General features: G+C 40.4%; 12 protein-coding genes and 3 pseudogenes. 3 read left to right on the top strand and 12 right to left on the bottom strand.

The genetic code is table 11. From position 1 onward, the window contains the following. Positions 1-129: 129 nt before the first annotated feature. A pseudogene (locus LEP1GSC062_RS01045) lies at positions 130-498 on the top strand (phospholipase); the annotation flags it as partial. A gap of 279 nt (positions 499-777) precedes the next feature. Here the strand turns inward: LEP1GSC062_RS01045 and LEP1GSC062_RS22765 are convergent. Together LEP1GSC062_RS22765 and hflX are read right to left on the bottom strand one after the other, a co-directional pair. Continuing rightward, positions 778-1,573: pseudogene (locus tag LEP1GSC062_RS22765) on the bottom strand (IS5 family transposase). A 619-nt stretch (positions 1,574-2,192) separates the two neighbouring features. Beyond that, the gene (gene hflX, locus LEP1GSC062_RS01055; protein ID WP_010577292.1) at positions 2,193-4,031 is read right to left on the bottom strand and encodes a GTPase HflX; all 1,839 of its coding nucleotides are present in this window, start codon (positions 4,029-4,031) and stop codon (positions 2,193-2,195) included. Between the two features lie 93 nt (positions 4,032-4,124). Between hflX and LEP1GSC062_RS01060 the strand changes: the two genes are divergently transcribed. Continuing rightward, a complete protein-coding gene (locus LEP1GSC062_RS01060; protein WP_020983114.1) occupies positions 4,125-5,570 on the top strand; it encodes a HEAT repeat domain-containing protein in 1,446 nt (481 codons plus the stop codon). On the opposite strand, the gene LEP1GSC062_RS01065 is transcribed toward LEP1GSC062_RS01060, so the two are convergent. The 6 genes and pseudogenes from LEP1GSC062_RS01065 to LEP1GSC062_RS01100 all read right to left on the bottom strand — a co-directional run bounded on the left by LEP1GSC062_RS01065 (position 5,559) and on the right by LEP1GSC062_RS01100 (position 12,973). Then, complete coding sequence (locus tag LEP1GSC062_RS01065) at positions 5,559-5,972, bottom strand: response regulator (protein WP_010577293.1); 414 nt, start codon at positions 5,970-5,972, stop codon at positions 5,559-5,561. The genes LEP1GSC062_RS01060 and LEP1GSC062_RS01065 overlap by 12 nt on opposite strands. Continuing rightward, on the bottom strand, positions 5,969-7,867 hold the full coding sequence (locus tag LEP1GSC062_RS01070; RefSeq protein ID WP_010577294.1) for an ABC transporter ATP-binding protein: 1,899 nt from the start codon (positions 7,865-7,867) through the stop codon (positions 5,969-5,971). The genes LEP1GSC062_RS01065 and LEP1GSC062_RS01070 overlap by 4 nt, the downstream gene beginning before the upstream one ends. Further along, the gene (locus LEP1GSC062_RS01075) at positions 7,864-8,442 is read right to left on the bottom strand and encodes an anthranilate synthase component II (protein ID WP_010577295.1); all 579 of its coding nucleotides are present in this window, start codon (positions 8,440-8,442) and stop codon (positions 7,864-7,866) included. The genes LEP1GSC062_RS01070 and LEP1GSC062_RS01075 overlap by 4 nt, the downstream gene beginning before the upstream one ends. Further along, a complete protein-coding gene (locus LEP1GSC062_RS01080; protein WP_020983111.1) occupies positions 8,442-9,863 on the bottom strand; it encodes an anthranilate synthase component I family protein in 1,422 nt (473 codons plus the stop codon). The genes LEP1GSC062_RS01075 and LEP1GSC062_RS01080 overlap by 1 nt, the downstream gene beginning before the upstream one ends. Positions 9,864-9,949: 86 nt before the next feature. Continuing rightward, positions 9,950-11,113, bottom strand: coding sequence for an acyl-CoA dehydrogenase family protein (locus tag LEP1GSC062_RS01085; RefSeq protein ID WP_010577297.1), 1,164 nt, complete (start codon positions 11,111-11,113; stop codon positions 9,950-9,952). Positions 11,114-11,792: 679 nt separating this feature from the next. Beyond that, positions 11,793-12,973: pseudogene (locus tag LEP1GSC062_RS01100) on the bottom strand (acetyl-CoA C-acetyltransferase). Between the two features lie 847 nt (positions 12,974-13,820). Between LEP1GSC062_RS01100 and LEP1GSC062_RS01110 the strand changes: the two are divergent. Continuing rightward, the gene (locus tag LEP1GSC062_RS01110) at positions 13,821-14,435 is read left to right on the top strand and encodes a TetR/AcrR family transcriptional regulator (protein ID WP_010577301.1); all 615 of its coding nucleotides are present in this window, start codon (positions 13,821-13,823) and stop codon (positions 14,433-14,435) included. A 127-nt stretch (positions 14,436-14,562) separates the two neighbouring features. Here the strand turns inward: LEP1GSC062_RS01110 and LEP1GSC062_RS01115 are convergent, their stop codons facing one another. The 4 genes from LEP1GSC062_RS01115 to LEP1GSC062_RS23775 form a co-directional block, all read right to left on the bottom strand. Further along, positions 14,563-15,381 (bottom strand): metallophosphoesterase, encoded by an 819-nt coding sequence (locus tag LEP1GSC062_RS01115; protein ID WP_020983121.1) that lies wholly within the window; start codon positions 15,379-15,381, stop codon positions 14,563-14,565. Between the two features lie 457 nt (positions 15,382-15,838). Continuing rightward, a complete protein-coding gene (locus LEP1GSC062_RS01120) occupies positions 15,839-16,174 on the bottom strand; it encodes a rhodanese-like domain-containing protein (protein ID WP_020983158.1) in 336 nt (111 codons plus the stop codon). A 126-nt stretch (positions 16,175-16,300) separates the two neighbouring features. Further along, entirely contained in the window at positions 16,301-18,244 is a 1,944-nt protein-coding gene (locus LEP1GSC062_RS01125) for an ABC-F family ATP-binding cassette domain-containing protein (RefSeq protein WP_020983155.1), read from the bottom strand. Between the two features lie 73 nt (positions 18,245-18,317). After that, positions 18,318-18,488: a hypothetical protein gene (locus tag LEP1GSC062_RS23775; protein WP_002620966.1), complete on the bottom strand. Its 171-nt coding sequence runs from the start codon at positions 18,486-18,488 to the stop codon at positions 18,318-18,320. Positions 18,489-19,107: the final 619 nt, after the last annotated feature.

Here is a 19,107-nt window from a genome sequence, read left to right on the forward strand (position 1 = left end):
TTTTATTATATGTAAAGTTCTATCCACTAAAATCTAACCCCTAATCACTAACACGTCGGAACACTTGAAAGATCTGCGTTTTTGATCCTTCTTATTCCAAAATCCTCCTAACTTGTGAGTAAGGTTATGGGTAAAGATGAGCCGCGCAATGCAGAGGATAAAGAACATTGTGGACGGATTTGGTCGGATGGAAACTGGTCCACTTGTCACTGCGATATCTGGCATCAATTTGCATGCAGGGAGAGGAAAACCGGAAAGTGGGTCGTAACCAATCGTAAAGGTCGTTGGAGTGATGGGCTTGGCGCATGCCTTCACTACTCAGACCTTGGCAGTTATGTATATGCCTCTCCCAAAACTCCTTATGAAAATAAAAAACTTCAAGAAGTTGTAAAATTAAACGGTAATAATCTACCTGTTTGGATCAATCTGTTCAAGAAAGAAGGGAAAGATATTTGGGGTCCGGACGATCGGTTGGATACCTTCCTTCCTCCACTTTGAAAAAATGGAACGAAACATTTTATTCTACTCAAATCTAAAAGTAGTAATATGATGAGGAAATAAAAACGGAATATACGCAAAGGTTGGAGAAAGAAATATTGAATCTGAATTTGTCGGACTTACTACTCGGACGTATGAAAATGGTACCAAGAATTAACGAGCGATTTTTGCAGAGATATAGAAGTCCTCACAAAATTGCGCCGAATCCAGAATTGTTGGCTTTTTTAAAGAAGATCTAACATTCTAACTTTTGAAACAAACTTAGAGCCGGTCTCAAAACTACCTATTAAAAAAGTTAAAAGCAATGATGGAGCTTGCGAGATAAAGAGATGCCAGATAATTTTCCGCTTTTCTATCCCAGCGAATTAGAATAGCTCTGAATCGATTGTGCCAACTGTTTGTTCTTTCAACGACCCAACGCCTTGGTTTTCCTTTATATTTGCCGATGAGAGGCTTCTCACCTTTTTTCCGAATATGAGCTCGAATGTTTCTTTTCTTGATGAATGCTTCTATATCTTTGAAGTCATAACCTTTATCTAAACAAAGATGCTTCGGTTTTTTTCTTCTTCTTCCGGAAAAACTAAGATTGAATTCAACGTATCTTTTACACCGCGTTTGTCATGAACGTTAGCTCCAGTCAACGTAATTGCCAAAGGAATACCATTTCCATCCGTAAGAATATGCCGTTTAACCCCTAATTTGGCACGGTCTGTAGGGTTCTTTCCGGTTAAGCTCCCCCTTTGGGAGCTTTAACCATTGCGGAATCCATCGAAGCCCAGTCCCATGCTATCTTATTCTTCACATCATAATATTTTAAAATAGATTTATAGATCTTTTTAAATACTCCCGCTCGTTCCCATTCTTGAAATCTTCTATGACAAGTTTGACCGGACCCAAAGTCATTCGGAATTGCACGCCACTGACATCCCGTTTTCATTCGATAGATAATCCCTGCCATTACCACTCTTGCAGGTACACGATTGCGCCCCCCTTGGGGATTGACCTTTTCTTTAGGGATAAAAGATGCGATTTTTTGCCAAAGGGCATCAGGTATCTCTGAATAATATTTGTCCATTTCACATTGATATTATTATGCTTTCTCAGTACAAGCAGTTTTGAGACCGGCTCTTATTACAGTATTCTTTTTATGCGTCCGAGTAGTAATTTGTGGGTAACGTTATGATAGGAGCAATATGTTTGAGTTTTTCTTTTTGATTAGAAGCCCATCTCAAAAATATTTTATCTTTGCTTAAAATGACGATTCCAATCATTCCAAATTATTTTTGAGACCACTCTAGTATCCTTCCTATTTTTAACGTGAGCAGGGTCGTAAGCAAATGAGAAAGAATTTTCTAAAAGTAGGGGTCCCTACTTTTAGAATTTGTTCCTAAAATCGCGATTTGCGATAGTTCCACATTTTAAAAATAGATTTACAAAGTTCAAATTCAAACTTCCTACAAAAAAAATAAATCGTGAATTTCTTACGCCGAACTCACGTTATTTTTAGTAAATTTCTTTTCAAATGAGCTAAGCACATTGAAAAGAATGCGACTCATGTGATCTAGCATTGTTGTAAAGAGAACAACGTAGTCAGCCGTCAGTTATGCGTTCAACAGACTATGAAAACGCCAAATTGTGCTGGAGACAGGAAACGAAAATATTCCACGGCAAAACGAGTGTTCCAGAGTTAGCCCTTACAACTTTTCTGCAATAGAATAATTCGATCGGGACAAATTATAGATTCTTTCTTCCAAAAGATCCAGAAAAGTTTTCAATCCCCAACCTTGGTAGGCAGAAACTAGAACCGTATCCGAATGAACGTCGATACCCAACTCCTCTTTCAAGTCTGCGATCGCTTCTAGCCCAGGGCCATGATTAACGGAAGGACGGGAAAAAACTTTATAACCGTTAGAATCGTTTTCGGTCTTCCAAGTTTTGAACTTTTCGAGATTATCGATTTTGTTAAACACTTGGATCATCGGTATATGAGAAAGTTCTAATTCTTCTAGAATCTTTTCAACGGCTTCCATCTGAAGTTTATAATCCGGATTAGAAACATCCACAACATGTACCAAAAGATCGGAGTCTCCCAATTCCTCCAAAGTTGCCTTAAACGCATTGGAAAGTTCAGGCGGAAGATCGTGGATAAACCCAACCGTATCGGAGATAATAATTTCTCTTTCTTCTGGAAAACGAATTCTTCTCGTGGTCGGATCAAGTGTAGCAAAAAGTTTGTTTTCGGAAAGAACCTCGCTGTTTGTTAAAGCGTTTAAAAACGTTGACTTTCCCGCATTCGTATAACCGACGATGCCGACAGCGGGTAACTCGTTTCTCTTTCTTTGCCTTCGATTGATTTCTCTTCGTTTTCTGAGAGATTTGAGTTCAACTTCGAGTCTCGTGATTCGTTCTTCGACTCTTCGTTTTCCGATTTCAAGTTTTGTTTCCCCGGGACCTCTTCCTCCGATTCCACCAGTTAATCTAGACATGTTATCGTCCAATTCCGTGAGCCGTCCCTTGAGATATTTAAGTTGAGCTAATTCCACCTGAAGTTTACCGTCTCTGCTCTTTGCATTCCTTGCAAAAATATCGAGAATGAGCTGCGTTCTATCGATTACCTTGATGTCCGCGATATCCGAGATCTTCTTTGCTTGGGAAGGCGTAAGTTCAAGATCGAATACGAGAAGTTCCACGTGTTTCTGAATCGCTTTCAAGATAATCTCTTCGAGTTTTCCCTTTCCCAAAACCGTGGAAGGATCGAGACGATTTTTTCTCTGTATGAAAGTATCCACGACATGAACTTCCGCAGTTCTGCAAAGTTCCTTCAATTCTTCCATAGACAAAGAAGGATGTCTACCCACGTTTCTTTCAGGATAAACCCCCACTAAAAAAGCACGGTTTTCCTTTTGAGCGTCTTTTAGATTTCTTTTTGAACGAGAAAGTCTGGATTCTATTTCTAAGATTTCCTCCAAAATTCCTTCAGTTAATTGTCCGGGATATTTTTTGGGGAGAACACTCCAAAGCTCGTTTTCCGATTCCGGATTCAGATGCGCGGAATAATACCCGTTTGGATTTCCGGAAGAATCCATAACAACAGCGGTCATATAATCTAAACGCAACAAAGCTAAGTCGGTTAAATCCTCCTGGTTCAAAGATTCTCCCTTTAAATGCGTATGAACCAGTCTAAGACCTCGAAGCCTCGCTTCGGAGGTACGAAGTCTATCCAAAAAAGGAATCTCGATCGAATTGTCGGAACCGACCAGCACGTGGGTAACGTAGCCGGATCGATCAATTAAGATTCCGATTTGTTTGCCGATTTCTAAGGATAATTCGCAGAGTGTGCGCGCAAAATCTTGACTAATGATCACGTCTTCCCGGATTCTTTTCTCGGAAACTTTTTTCAGTCTTTGGATTTGATTGGATTTGAGACCGTTAAGATTACCGCTGAGCTTACTAATACAGAAATTCTCCTTTTGCTGAAACTTAACAGGTTTTCCAGTTTCCGTCAAGCATTCCTTTCGGTTTCCGGAAATCATGCTTGTCATGGAAAAAGATAGGAAAAACCTGAAAAATCAGTCAAATTTATGAGTAGTATCTTTACAGAAAACTTTACGTATCAAAGGTATCCAATGTCTTTATATTCAAAACTTAAAAACTTATATCTTTGTATTATTCTTTGTTCTTCTCCAAGTTTAGTCGATTTGAAAGCGGAATCGAATGCCCCTCCTTATCACAACGCCGATCTCCCAAGGCAGATTGACGCCTCAGATAACTTCGCCGAAAATTCCGATCCGCAAGAAGAATCACCCACAAACGAAAACTCTTCCGACGGTTTAAACGTAGACGACCCCAGAAACCTTACCGAAGAATCGGACGGAGTTTCCTCTTATGAAAAAATTAAAAGAAAGGATCTTACACCGCAAGAACGACAAGAAATCGAATACGATCTACTGATTAAAAAAGGTATCCTTGCCGTTTTCCGAGCAGAGACCGAAAAACGTTATAAAGTCCTGGATCGGATTGCCCTTACTCATCCGATTCCAAGAGTTAGAGCCGCGGCGGTTTTAGCAATCGGCAGAATAGGCAAAAGAGAAGTAAAAACTCTACATCGTGTTATCGAAAGAGACGGAGAAGCAGTCAAACAAGCCGCCTACAAAGCATTAGCTGATATCGGATCACCTTCTTCTCTGAATTATTTTTTCAGTGGAATCAAATCCAACGATCCGGAAATTCAATTTTCTTCTTGGAGAGGAATGGGTAAAACCAAGGACCCTTCCGCAAGAGACGCACTATTACGTCAGGGAATCCGTTCTTCCAAACGCGAAATTGTGAAATCCTCCATCTTAGGGCTCGCCGCATTTCAGATAAACGAGGATCTCAAACTTTTCAAAACGTATCTGAATTCCGACGATCTCGAACTTCAAAAAACCGCAATCGAAGCCCTGGGAATCCATAAAACCCGCGCTTCATTAAGAATCTTAGAACAAACCTTGGAAACAAAACCCGAATTCGCAAAAGACATCATAGAAGCGATTGGCAATAATACGAGTCTTTATGGAACATATTCATTTATTAGAATATTAGAAAGCTCAACTTCCCAAGAATTAACTCAAAGAATTTTGGCGCAATTGTATCTTAGAAAGGCTTTTTATCAATTCGGGACCGTGAAAGTGGAAAGCGGCTTCTCCCAAGAAAATCCGTATCCCACATCCCGCAAACTGCGCGATCTTTCCGCTGGAGAAGTCGGAAAAATTCTAAAAAAGAGCGATCGCAGATTCATCCAAAAAGTCGGAGATAAATTCGCAGAAGATTATTATTATCTTCTCCTCTTAGAATCCAAAAATCCGGAAAGTTATTACGAAACGTTTCAATCCTGGGTATTCGGAGCATATCTGAAAATCAGAACGATTACGGCTCCGACTAAAGAGCCTAAAGGGAAAAAAGTTAGAAAATCTCTGAAAAAAAAGCAGAACTACAAATTTACTCCCGCTTCTGAAATGGAAGAAACAGATTCGGCTCCTTCAAGCCAGAACGAGGAACCTTCTACGGAAGAAAGCCTTCCTTTAGAGAACTGATTCAAAAGACACGTTTGATTTTAAAGAAGTGGAAAGAAAAACCACCTTTCCTTCTTTCAATGGGGCTTTCGGAACCATCCAGCCGATGCCTGCAAAGTAAGGCAGTATCAAAGAAGAGAAAAACATTACTCCCGGAAAATCAAAACCGGTTGTTGCAATGATTTTATTTCCTCGATAATCGTCTTTATGAATCTTTCGGATCATCCAAAGCCCCGAAGTCTGAGTTTCCATAGTGATGTCAGTTACGATCGTATGAAAAAGATTTTTATCCTTGGAATAAATTTCCCAACCTTGGGCCGCGTTTACGGCTCTTATAACTTCAAATCCTTTTTTCTCGAACCAAACTTTTAGGCTGTTCGCATAACGATCATTGTCATCCACGATTAAGACGTTCTTCTTCATGGTAATACTCCATTGTTTGCCGCAAATTGATTGTCGGATAATTTCCGATAGATTCCGTTTTGCTCATATAAGGAATTGTGATCTCCTTCTTCCACGATTTTTCCGTTGTCCATCACGATGATCCTCGAAATATCTTTGATGGTAGAAAGTCTATGGGCAATTACAAACGTAGTACGGTTCGCATACAATCTCCGAAGCGCATCACTGACCAATCTTTCCGATTCAACGTCGAGCGCAGAAGTGGCCTCGTCTAAGATCATGATCTCAGGATCCCGAAGAAGAGCTCTTGCGATCACAAGTCTTTGTCTTTGTCCACCTGAAAGATTCAATCCACGAACTCCTAAAATACTATCATACCCGTTATCCATCTTTTTGATGAAGTCGTGTGCATGCGCAAGTCTAGCCGCACGAATCACGTCTTTACGAGTTGCGCCCGGTTTTCCATAAGCGATGTTATCCGCTACGGAGCCGTGAAAGAGAAAAATATCCTGAGTTACGATCCCGATTTTTTTACGAAGATCTCCGAGACAGACGTCTCGAATATCAATTCCGTCAAACTCGATCGATCCCGAGGAGGGATCAAAAAACCTTGGTATCAAGTCCATCAAAGTAGACTTTCCGCAACCGCTAGCGCCGATGAGAGCGACCGTTTCGCCCTTTTTCACTTTGAGATTGATATCTTTTAAAACCGCTGTGCCGGTTCCAGGATAAGCGAAAAATAAATTCTTAAACTCTATGTTATATGCAAGAGGAGTTGCAACAACCTTACTTTCTTTGCTGTGATCTTCGGTTTCAAGATCGATGATCTCGAAAATTCTTTTTCCGGAAGCGATGGATTGAGTGATCTTCCCCACCATTTGAGAAAGCTGAGTCAAAGGTCTAAGTAAAAACAGAAGGGTCAATAAAAAGGCCATGAACTCGCCTTGAGTGAATCTTCCGCTGTAAATAAGGCTCGCACCAGCCGCAAAAAAACCTAAAACCACGATCGAAGAAGTCAACTCAACAAGAGAAGGAGAAATCTGAAGATAAAACTGACCTTTAAAATTCCTGCGATAAACGTTTTGATTGATCTTTCCGAATTTTTCCTGCTCGTATTTTTCAGAATTAAAAACTCGAATCACCTTGATCCCAGAAATCATCTCTTGAATGTTCGCGTTCAGATCCGCCATCTTTTCCTGAAATCTAGCGGTGGATTTGGTGATCTTTCTAGTAAACAAAGTCACAGGAAGAATAATAACCGGAACGGTAAGACAAGCGATCAATAACAACTCTGTATTCAAATATAATAAAACCATTAAGTGTGTGATCACGTAAAAAAAGTTGATTGTTGCATCCCTGAAATTACTCGAAATCACAGCCGCAACGATTTCAACATCGTTGATAATTCTGCTCATCATCAAACCGGTTTTTTCCTTAAAGAAATAGGTCAAAGGAAGAAGCTGGTTTTTTTCAAAAAGCTCCTGCCGAATGTCGCGTACCGCCTTATAACCCGCGGTTGCGATGCAGAATACGGACAACAGATACGTTATCAACTTAAGAAGATACAAAGGCATCACTATGACACAAATTGACCAAACGACCTCTTTCGGTTCGAGCCCCTTAGTTCTATTATTAACCCATTCTTTTGCATTGATCAAAAGAAGCTTGGTTCTTTCAAGTCCGTCCAGAGATTCCTTTCCGAACACTTTTTGTTTGAGAAGAATTCTCTGCTCGGGTAAAGTCATTTGTAATTGAAAGCGAGTTTGTTTGTCGTTTCCGAGAGAATCGAATAAAGGAATGAGCGCGGTGAGAGAAACCGCGTTTAAAACTGCTGTCAATAACGCGAAAACGATCCCCAACGTGAATCGATATTTATAATGTACGGAATAGGACAAAAGCCTGAAAAAAAATTTCATAACCCCTGAACGATCGAGGAAAAATTTCTGATCAGATCCAGCCCAGCGCTAGTCATAATGGATTCCGGATGGAACTGAACGCCATAAAGATGTTTTTTGGTTTTGTGACGAACTCCCATGATCACCCCATCCGGAGTTTTGGAAGTTATTTCGAGTTCCGGCGGTATACTTTCTGGTTGAATCACGAGAGAATGATAACGAGTTGCAACGAAAGGAGAAGGAATCCCTTTGTAAATGTCTTTCCCATCGTGTTCGATCAGAGAAATTTTTCCATGCATGATGGAAGGGGCGGATACGATTTTACCGCCGTGAACAAGGCCAATCGCCTGATGTCCGAGACAAACTCCAAAGATAGGCAGTTTACCGCCGAGTTCGCGAATCACATCCAAACAGACTTTAGAATCCTCAGGGCGACCCGGACCCGGAGAAAGAATGATCGCTTTCGGAGCAAGTTCGTTAATATCGCTTAACGTAATTTTGTCGTTTCGATAAACTTCAACTTCGTTTCCGATCTGACAGAAATATTGATAAAGATTATACGTGAAAGAATCGTAATTATCAATCAGGAGAAGCATTATTTCCATTCCCCTTTGAGTCCGTTTCTCGCAAACTCTACCGCCTTTAAAAGGGCCGCCATTTTGTTTTTTGTTTCTTCCAGTTCCAACTCGGCAACCGAATCATATACAACTCCGCCACCCGCCTGTAAGAATGCAGTATCTCCGTAAAACACGATCGTCCGTATGATAATTGCAAGATCACTTTCTCCGGAAAATGAAATATAACCCAAAGCTCCGGAATAAATTGCTCTTCGAGTCGCCTCTAGCTCATCTATGATTTCCATCGCGCGGATTTTCGGAGCACCCGAAACAGTTCCTGCAGGAAGAGCCGCGCGGATCAAATCATAAATAGTCTTATTTTCATCAAGTTCCCCTGAACATTGACTTACAATGTGCATAACGTGAGAATATTTCTCGATCACTTTAAAATCGTTCACACGAACGCTTCCGGGTTTACAAACCCTTCCGAGATCGTTGCGTCCGAGATCGACAAGCATAACATGTTCCGATATTTCCTTCGGATCGGAGAGAAGATTCTCTTCCAAAAATTTATCTTCGCTTGAATTTTTACCGCGAGGACGAGTTCCTGCGATCGGACGAAGAAACGTCTGATTGTTCGCGTATTTCACCATAATCTCCGGAGAACTTCCCACAATCGTAATTTCACCGAGTCGGAGATAATACATATAGGGACTCGGATTTACGGTTCTTAGGCCGCGATAAATTTGAAACGGGGAAACATCCGGCTTGAACTTCAACTTTCTGGAAGGCACGACTTGAAATACATCTCCAGCTTGAATATATTTCTTGGCCTTTTCCACATTTTTCTTATATTCTTCGTCTGGAATATTCGGATTTAATTGCAGAACACCGTTTACAACCTTCGGGTTTTTGATCTCTTCTGGAACAATTCCGTTTCGGATTTCATTTTCGATAGAATTGATTTTATTGATCGTAGAATCGTAACATTCTTTCAAGGAAGAATGTTCTCCAATTCTTGCATTAACTACAATTCTTAAAATATGATCGATATGATCGACCACAAGAAGTTCGTCGTAGACCGCAAAATAACAATCGGGGGCGTTTTCATCTTCCGGTTTTGTATCCGGAATGTTCTCATAATAGCGAATCGCCGCAAAAGACACAAATCCTACCGCCCCGCCCGCAAACGAAGGAAGACGATAGTCTTGGACGTAAACGTCGTCTCCGAGAAGATTCTCCAAGAGAACCAAAGGATCGTAAGTAATGATTTCCGTCGAAGGTTCGTTTTCGACGGTGATATAAAAAAGACCGTTCTTTCCCTGAAGGATACGGGAAGGAGTTTTGCCAAGAAAAGAATTTCTTCCCAGCTTTTCACGACCTTCCACAGATTCCAGAAGAAAGGAATTCTGTGAAGATTCACATCCCCATTTTGCAAACAGAGAAACCGGAGTTTCCATATCTAGAAAAACCTGTTTAAAAACAGGAATCAAATTCCCGCGTTCTGCAAGCGCGGAAAACTCCTCGAATGTGAGAGAAAACTCTTTCAGGAGTTCGGCCCCTCGATTCCCTTTCCATCCGCAAGAAAACGAGAAACGATCATTCTTTGAATTTGAGAAGTACCTTCGTAGATTTGAAAAATTTTCGCATCTCTCATTAATTTTTCGACCGGATATTCTGTGTTAAATCCGTATCCGCCGAGAACTTGGACAGCGTCCGTGCAAACTTTCATGCACATGTCCGCACAGAACATTTTTGCGATCGATGCTTGGTATGTGTTCCTGAATCCGTTATCGATTATCCAAGCCGCTTGATAACAAAGAAGTCTTCCGGCTTCGATGTCGCGGGCCATCTCCGCGATCATAAAAGAGATTCCTTGGTTATCCATGATCGGGCGACCGAAAGTATTACGAGTATTTGCATAGTTGACGGAATGTTCCATCGCAGCACGTGCAACCCCGACAGCTCCGATTGCAACTCCAGGACGAGTGCGGTCAAAAGCCCCCATTGCGATTTTAAAACCCTCTCCCTCTCTCCCAATCATCTGCCACGAGGGAACTTTCACGTCTTCGAATGTGATTGCACGTGTGTCAGAACATTTCTGTCCCATGTTGATTTCTTTCTTTCCTACGATGATTCCAGGAGATTTTGCATCTACGATAAATCCGGTAATTCCTTTATGACCTGCGGAAGGATCGGTTTTTGCAAGAACGAAAAGCCAATCTGCGTATCCGGCATTCGTGATCCACATTTTGGAACCGTTGATGATATATTCGTCTCCGACTTTTTTTGCGGAGGTACGAATTGCCGCGACGTCCGATCCCGCACCCGGTTCGGTCACCGCATAAGCCGCGAGTTTAAATTCCTCCGTCATTGGTTGAATAAATTCTTTTTTGATTTTATCACTTGCTCCGAGAATAACAGGAGCTAACGCAAGATTGTTTGCAAGAATTGCGGTCGCCACACCGGAACACCCCCAAAAAAGTTCTTCTCCAATGACTACCCCGTCAAGTTCCGACATACCGGCCCCGTTGAATTGGGGTTCGATATGAAGATTCATTAGTCCGATTTCCCAGGCTTTTTTTAAGATTGCAAGGGGGTATTCTCCCGTACGATCGTGATGTTCTGCCTTTGGACGAACTTCTTCTTTAGCAAATTTTCTGGCAAGATCACGCAATTCTTTCTGTTCACTAGAAAGGGCAAATTCCATTTTTATAGTACACCTTGATCGAAATTGAACTCATCCGATGGTTCCTGGCATTCCCCGCTTGGGATCGTCGATGCCGGGATTTTTATTTTCCGGTACGGCTCTTCGAAATCGGTATCGAAACCTAGAATAAAGCTCTGTATGCAAGATTCGAAGGGAATCCTTTACCGTCAAGAAGGTACGAACGAATTCCCACCACCTTTGCTCTTCTTGAATCCAACCCCGGCCGGACCGAGCTGGAATGTATTCGAATTTTTTGCTCTTTAAACCTAACCTTCAAATTATTCCCTTTTATAAAAAAATCCAATCGTTTTAATTTTAGGGAACTCCCGTTAAAAGTCTGTCCCAAAGCATTAGAATTATAGGAACTCCTACGAGAGTTTGACAGCAGTAAGAGTCCGCCCATAAATTCCCCAAAGAGACGTAATCTATGGGAACTAGCGCATTTTTGCTACTAACGATCGAACGATTATAACCGCGGAAACATTCAGAAGCATTTATCCAAATAAAAAATCGGCAATACAAATAATTGCGATTTCCGATTCGATCCCGCACGTTTCCCGCATAAAATAAAATCATCTATAATATTTAAAAAATATAATATCTTGGATTGATACAAACTATAACAAAAAGGCCCGGAGTTTTCCGAGCCTTTTGATAGAACATGAAGCGAAACTTTTAGTTACACTTCCGGATTTTCCAAAACGAGCGCGATTCCTTGACCACCTCCAATACAAAGAGAAGCGACACCGTATTTCGCCTTTCTTCTTTTTAGTTCGTATGCTAGAGTAATCGTAACTCTGGCGCCGGAAGCCCCAAGTGGATGTCCGATGGCAACGGCCCCTCCGTTTACATTAGTAATCTCCGGATTAAGACCGAGTTCCTTTTGAACGGCAAGATACTGAGCGGCGAAAGCTTCGTTGATTTCTACAAGACTCATATCTGAAAGTTTTAGACCTGCTTTTTTAAAGCGGCCGGAATCGCAAGTGCGGGACCGATTCCCATCTTAGCCGGATCGCAGCCAGCGTGACCATAACCGCGGATAATCGCGAGAGGTTTTTTACCGATTTTTTTCGCATAAGAAGAAGAAACCACGATCGTAGCGGCCGCCCCATCGTTCAAACCGGATGCATTTCCCGCAGTTACGGTTCCGCCGTCTCGAAAAGCAGCCTTCAAAGTCCCAAGTTTATCGATTCCGGCAACACCTTTGATAAACTCATCTTTTTCTAATGTAACTGGCTTTTTACCGGGAATCGTAACGGTAAAAATCTCATCCTTAAGACGACCTTCCATAGTCGCTTTTTCCGCACGGGTCTGAGAGATTGCAGCCCATTCGTCTTGTTCTTGTCTGGAAATTTTATATTGATCCGCAAGATTTTCCGCAGTCTGCCCCATTATCAAACCTACGTATTGATCGGTAAGACCTTGTTCCAATGAATCTTCGAATTCAGCGGAGCCATAACGAACACCCCAGCGTGCGTTCCGAACTACGTAAGGAGCGTTGCTCATAGATTCCACACCACCCGCAAGAACCGCATCCGCATCTCCAAGGTAAATCTTCTTTGCCGCCTGAATGATCGCTTCCATGCCGGAACCACAGAGACGATTCAAAGTTAAGGCCGGAACCCCCAAAGGAAGACCGGATTTCAAACCGATATGGCGAGCGAGATAAATCGCCTCTTTTCCGGTCGGAATTACGTTTCCAAAAATTGATTCTCCGATTCCGTCCGGAGAAACTCCTGTTTTTTCCAAAATCGCTTTCGAAACCAAAACTCCCAAATCAACCGCACTAAGGTCCTTTAAAGTTCCTCCGAAATTTCCGAACGGGGTTCTAATTCCGTCCAGGATGACTGCCTCTTCCATAATTACTCCTAATAACTTTAATATTCTAATTCCTGAATGTTTCTTCGCTTTGTAGTGTACTTCTACGCATTATCCGACACATTGCGCCTGTAGATATCCCATTGGAAAATTTTCGAAGCAGGTAGATGGAAAAATTTCTGTCTTAACCGGAAAGTACACACTTTTCGTCAAAACCGTTACATGAAAAAATCCCTCTTGTTTACGAAACACGGAAATCTTAGTTCGATCTTTTTCCTTGATCCAAGTAAAACCCAATTTTTCTTTAGAAATCGCACAGTTGCACTTTCCTTTTTTTCCATTGATCTTTGACTCGAAATAAAATTGCGGCTAATTCTAATTCGTTTATAAGAATCGTTTTTATATTCTTTTTTAGTCCAAAGCGGAAATAAAAAATCCTCTGATCCTGATTTCCCAAAAGAAGACAAACCCTTTTTTCGTGTGGAAGAAGTAGTAGTTCCTACAAATTCCTTAAAAAGGATTTCCCGAAAAAATTTAAATACGGGAATTCCCACAATTTTTTTTCACAATCGTCTTTGCCATCTACAAAACTAGAAAAAACCCTAAACGTAACGATCCACCATTACTCATTTTCGTCCAACTCCTCAAAAAAAGCCTATTTTGGAAAGTAGGAATTCTTTTCGGTTTTTTCTTTAATTACCAAATCATTCTCATTTGATTCTGATAATAATAAACATCTTGCATGCGACTTCTATAAACTTCGCGTATAAACGTTGAGAAATTGATTTTTGCTTTCAGATCATAGAGGGATTTATAAAGTTGAAACAACACATATAAAGTGAAATATCTAGACGCTTTCAATTAAGCTACTTGATAAATTTGGAATAAAATGACTATTGTAGTTCGACACAAAAGGAGATCCCGAAATAGCCTGAACCGGGAAAACATCGTCCAAGTCGCGATGGAAATCCTACAAGAGGAAGGGATCGACGGACTTTCTATGCGAAAGATCGCCGAAAAGTTGAACTGCAGCGTAGCAAGTCCTTATTCTCATTTTAAAAGCCAAGAAGAAATCATTCAAGTATTGATAGCCAAAGGAGAAACCGAGCTAACCCAACGGTTGCGAGACGCGCAAAAAAATGGGAAGAATTCCTTTGAAAAACTTGCAGGAATCGCAAGAACCTATTGGGACTTTTCTCTCAATAATAAAGAACTCCACAAAGTAATGTTTAACACGGTCCATGGACACATGCATAGAAAGGCGTTTCCAAGTTTGCCCACTAGTTATAGAGTGTTTTTAGAAACCATAAGAAACGGCTGCGTTAGTCGCGAGTTCAAACTTCCCAAAACGGAATATCCGACAATAGCAAGAACGATGTGGGCTTGGATGTACGGATTGATGGTATTAGATCTTACGAATATGCTCAAACGCCGTCGTGGAGGAAAAGACGATCCGTTAGCGGAAGGTTTTTCGTATTTTCAGAAAATTCTTTCAGGAGAATAAGCCTTTTAATTATAAGTTCGAAACCTCGAAAGAAATAGCGATAGCGCCATACTTTAGAACATAATATAATTCTAATTTATTTTCAAGAAATTCTAGCAAATTCCCATTTATGACTTAGAGCCAATCCCTATGGAGAACGCAATACGATCAATGGAACTTCCGCGGGACAAAAAAATCGAATCGGTAAAATTGACCAGCCGATACCCGCAGAAATAAATACGTCTTCGCCGGATTTATTTTTTTTAAATCCGACGTCAAAGTTGGAATCCTCTACGGGTAAAATCGGTGAAAGATCAAAAATCGGGATTCTTACTTGTCCCCCATGAGTATGTCCGGCCAGAAACAAATCCACTTTTTCTTCATGCTTTGTATTGGATGCGTCAGGATTGTGAGACAACACAATCCTGAAATCTTTATGAAAGGTACCGGATAAAGCTTTATCGATGTCAGTCCTATCCTCCAAAAAATCACCGACTCCGGCCAGGATAAATTTTGACGCTTTTCGTTGTATTATTACGTTTTTATTTCTAATAGACCGGCCGCTTCTTTCTAAAAGTTCAAGCGATAGTCCGTCGTTTGCCCAATGATCATGATTGCCGTTAACGAAATAAACGCCGTCCTTTGCCTTGAGTTCTTTTAAAATAGGCCAAACTTTTAACAGTTCTGTATCCGTATCCCGCTTCTTTACATAATCTCCCAAGCCTACGATTAAATCCACATTACGAGAATTGATTTCTTCTATAACCCATCGAATCCAAAATTCAGGATTTAAAAAACCGTAGTGAAGATCGGAAACGACTGCAATTTTATAACCGTCGAAATCTTTTGCGACTTTATCGGACTTGAATTCGTATTCTTGGAATCGGACCCAATACCTTTCAATAAAAAGACAATTCACTCCGATAAAAAATAAAACTACTATAACATAAAATCGTATTTTTCTCATATACTCTCGAGAACAAAATCATTCGGCAACATAGCAACTCTGATAAAAAACGACATTTAATTCTAAAACTCGAAATCAGTAGATTCTCCGAATTAGCGATTTAGACTTTATTAAAAGGGAATGAAGAACTTTAAGACATTTCCAACCGAATTTTGAACTTACGATTCGTCGCAACGTTCATTTTGGACCGATTTTAAGTTTACCGTAAAATTCAAATCGTGTGAATTCCAATGATAAACTATCTTCTAAGAACTTGTCCTAAACCCATCGAACGACCCGTAAAGAGTGAAAGCTGAGTTTTATCGAGCGCCCGTAGAAGTCAGACGCCTGAGTTTCACAAAATACGGAATCCCACTTTTATTACGGACTTATCAACCGATTGCAGCCGATTCTTGTAAAAATTTTTGGGGCGACTATATAGCCTTCCCGCTGCACTTGAGATTTTGGCAAAGTCTTATTAGTATTTAGTAATAGAAGAATCAACTTCGTCCGAATAAAGTAAAATCCCCCCTTCCACATTATGTATCTTTGTAAAACCGGATTGTTTTAAAATCCCGCAAGCCATAGCAGAACGTCCTCCGGAACGACAATATACGATCACATCCTTACCGGATTCTTTCCAAGAATTGATTTCGGAAAGCCTATTCGGAAGTTCTCCTACCGGAACCAAAAGATCGGTTCCTTCGATTGTACAGATTTCCACTTCGTTTGGATTTCTCACATCGAGAAGATAAAATGAATCCTTTTTCATTTCTCTCAAATCCAATCTCGACTTTAGTTCTTTAGGGGTCATACGATAATATTCCTCAATATAAAAATAGAACGTGATATCCGCTGAATCAGCCGTTTTTTTTTCAAACAATCGGACTTAAAAATTCAAGTAATTCGAATTCATAGTTTCCACGGAATTCCAACCAAATTACAATTTAGACTTTTCTGAAAGTTCTTCCAACTCAAATTGAAGCGATTCCCATGCGGAGGTCAAATGTGTGATTTCATTTTTGACTTCGTTTAAGTTGTCTAACTCCAATTGATAACTACGATTTTTAAAAAAGCCCGGATCAGCCAACACTTCTTCCAAATTCTTTTTGGATTTTTCTAAAAGTTCGATTTTGGTTTCTATCTGCTCCAATTCTTTCTGAATTTTTTTGATTCTATTTTTGTCAGAATTTTTTTTAGAACGGGTTTGGTTTGTCTCCCCCTTTTTCAAGGTAGAACTGTCGCTTTGTAATTTAGGATGCACTGTCTCTTGTAAATTGTATTTCAGATAATCGGAGAAGCTACAATTGAAATCACGGATCTGCCCGTTATCGACCGAAATGGTACGGTTACAGAGATCTTTTAAAAATTCTGGATCGTGAGAAATGATCAAAAGGGAACCTTCATAAGCCATCAGTGCCCGACGCAAATTATCCCGAACGACTAAATCCAGGTGATTTGTAGGCTCGTCCAAGAAAATGGCATTGGCCGGAAAACGAACGAGCATTGCAAGACGAAGACGACTTTGTTCTCCACCCGAAAGAAGATTGGTTTGTTTATAAACGGAGTCATCTGAAAAAGAAAAATAACCGAGAAGACTTCTAGCTTGTTGTTCCGTAAGATCAGGATAAGCGGACATCACGGTTTGAAGCAGATTTTTGGAAGGATCCAGTTCTTCGTGATGATTTTGCGAGAAGTAACCGATTTTTGTTTTCGGCCCGTAATAAATCTTTCCCGAAATTAGTTTATGAATTTCTAATAAACAACGAAGAAACGTAGACTTTCCGGCCCCATTCGGACCAACAACTGCAATTTTGTCTCCCGCGGAAATTTCTAAATCAGCGTTATTGAAAATATAAGGGGCCTTGCCGGAATACGAAAATGCTCCGTTTTCGATTCTTACGGTAATTTTTCCCGAGGAAATAAAATTAAAACGATAATCGGACTTGGAATTCCAGAAAGATTCCTGAGGCGCTTCCACCTTATCTCTTTTTTCAAGTTTTTTGATCGCAGATTGGACCTGTCTTGCCTTCGTAGCCTTCGCACGAAATCGCTCTATCCATTCCATTCTATTTTTAAGATAAGCTTCCTCCTTTTCGAATTGAGCTTGAAGCTTTTCCTGAAATTCATTTTTGTGTTCGAAATATTCTTCCAAGGTTCCCCGAAATTCGATGACTCCCGAAGGGGAAAGTTCTGCGATTGTATCGCAGGTCGCATTCAAAAATTCGGGATCGTGAGTAACGAGCACGAAGGATTGTCCGGTGGAATTCAGATAACCTGCAAGCCATTCCTTAGATGCGTTATCCAAATGGTTCGTAGGTTCGTCCAACAAAAGCAAGTTGCCTGGATTCAGAAGAGTGATCGCCAAACCAAGACGGTGTTGATAACCGGGAGAGAATTCGCGAACCTTCATTTCCATCTGAGCATTAGAAAATCCTAATCCTCCCAAAACCTTGCGAGCATTGGATTCTAACTTGTGAATCCCGTACGTAAAAGCGTATTCTTCCAGAGCACTTTGTTCGTCTAGGATCGCTGTGAATTCTTTCGAATCGTGGGAAACAAGATCGAACTTACAATTGATTTCCTTCAATCGTTCTGAATACTCGCGATAATGTTTATGTTTTTCTAATACAGTGTCTATGACCGAAGCTTCCGGATCGAAGTCCGGTATCTGTTGAAAAACTGAAATTTCGGTATTTTTTGATTTTGCTACGGTTCCGTTGTCTGGAATAAATTTCCCTTCCGCAATTCTAAATAAAGTCGATTTGCCAGAACCGTTCGGGCCCACAAGACAAACGCGAGCGCCGGGTTTTATATGCCAGGAAAATCCATTAAACAATACGGCCGAAGCGTATTGATGTTTTATATCGATAAATTGAAGCAAGGATCGAGAAGTTCAAAGAGGTAAAAACGACGCAGACCAAATCCGTCGAAAACCGACAGATTAAAAAAGGAAATTACTTCTTACCTTTTGCCGCAAGTTCTTCCAATCTTGCATTGAGATGCAAAATATATTTGCTGGAAGAACCGTTCATTTTTTCTTTTGAAGTTTGAATCGCAGTGTTGATTTCCGCCACGGTCATTTTGTTGATCTTTTTGTTTTTCTTTTCTTGAGTTTCTTCAGACATGGATATCCCGCTAAATAATTTTATGCCAGATTTTTAGAATTAGGGGGATCCGACAACCGATTTTAGGGGAAAGTATCGTTCGATACAATCAAAATAGTATCTAAAGCCCACTCCAACTATACTTTGCAATTCCAGTTCAAATTCGGTTTTTTGCAAAGAACCGAAAATGGAACTTTCTTAGATTAAAATCGTAAAGTCCAACATTTGGACTCATCGAATAAGAATATTCTTATTGGAAGGATCTAGTCTCCGGATCAAATAAGACATAATTTTATTCGGAAAACTGGATTCAAGGTATTGAACGAACGAAATAATTCTTCCAGAACCCACTTCAAAAATACTCCTTTTTTCTTTATCTTGAAACGTCATTTTAGGATAGGAAAGATTATTTTTGAAATAACTTTAGACAAAATTCGCCCCTTATAGCTTGAAAAACGTGAGTTAAATCAAGAAATACATTAACCACAAGACAAAAACCAACAGAAAAAAAATAGGGGGAAAAGAAAAACCTAAATGTAGGAACTCCTATTTTTCAACAAATTTCCAAATCCTTATCTACCAACAATCAAACGTTTGTAAGAAACAAAAGTTCCTACAAATGCTTTTCCCTTGAATTTTT

The sequence above is a fragment of the Leptospira alexanderi serovar Manhao 3 str. L 60 genome (genome assembly GCF_000243815.2).
Taxonomy (GTDB): domain Bacteria; phylum Spirochaetota; class Leptospiria; order Leptospirales; family Leptospiraceae; genus Leptospira; species Leptospira alexanderi.

Excerpts from the sequence above, each read along its gene's own strand:
- LEP1GSC062_RS01110 (WP_010577301.1), top strand. The coding sequence starts at position 13,821 with ATGACTATTGTAGTTCGACACAAAAGGAGATCCCGAAATAGCCTGAAC.
- LEP1GSC062_RS01115 (WP_020983121.1), bottom strand. The coding sequence starts at position 15,381 with ATGAGAAAAATACGATTTTATGTTATAGTAGTTTTATTTTTTATCGGA.
- LEP1GSC062_RS01060 (WP_020983114.1), top strand. The coding sequence starts at position 4,125 with ATGTCTTTATATTCAAAACTTAAAAACTTATATCTTTGTATTATTCTT.
- LEP1GSC062_RS01120 (WP_020983158.1), bottom strand. The coding sequence starts at position 16,174 with ATGACCCCTAAAGAACTAAAGTCGAGATTGGATTTGAGAGAAATGAAA.
- LEP1GSC062_RS01065 (WP_010577293.1), bottom strand. The coding sequence starts at position 5,972 with ATGAAGAAGAACGTCTTAATCGTGGATGACAATGATCGTTATGCGAAC.
- LEP1GSC062_RS01085 (WP_010577297.1), bottom strand. The coding sequence starts at position 11,113 with ATGGAATTTGCCCTTTCTAGTGAACAGAAAGAATTGCGTGATCTTGCC.
- LEP1GSC062_RS01070 (WP_010577294.1), bottom strand. The coding sequence starts at position 7,867 with ATGAAATTTTTTTTCAGGCTTTTGTCCTATTCCGTACATTATAAATAT.
- hflX (WP_010577292.1), bottom strand. The coding sequence starts at position 4,031 with ATGATTTCCGGAAACCGAAAGGAATGCTTGACGGAAACTGGAAAACCT.
- LEP1GSC062_RS01080 (WP_020983111.1), bottom strand. The coding sequence starts at position 9,863 with ATGGAAACTCCGGTTTCTCTGTTTGCAAAATGGGGATGTGAATCTTCA.
- LEP1GSC062_RS01075 (WP_010577295.1), bottom strand. The coding sequence starts at position 8,442 with ATGCTTCTCCTGATTGATAATTACGATTCTTTCACGTATAATCTTTAT.
- LEP1GSC062_RS23775 (WP_002620966.1), bottom strand. The coding sequence starts at position 18,488 with ATGTCTGAAGAAACTCAAGAAAAGAAAAACAAAAAGATCAACAAAATG.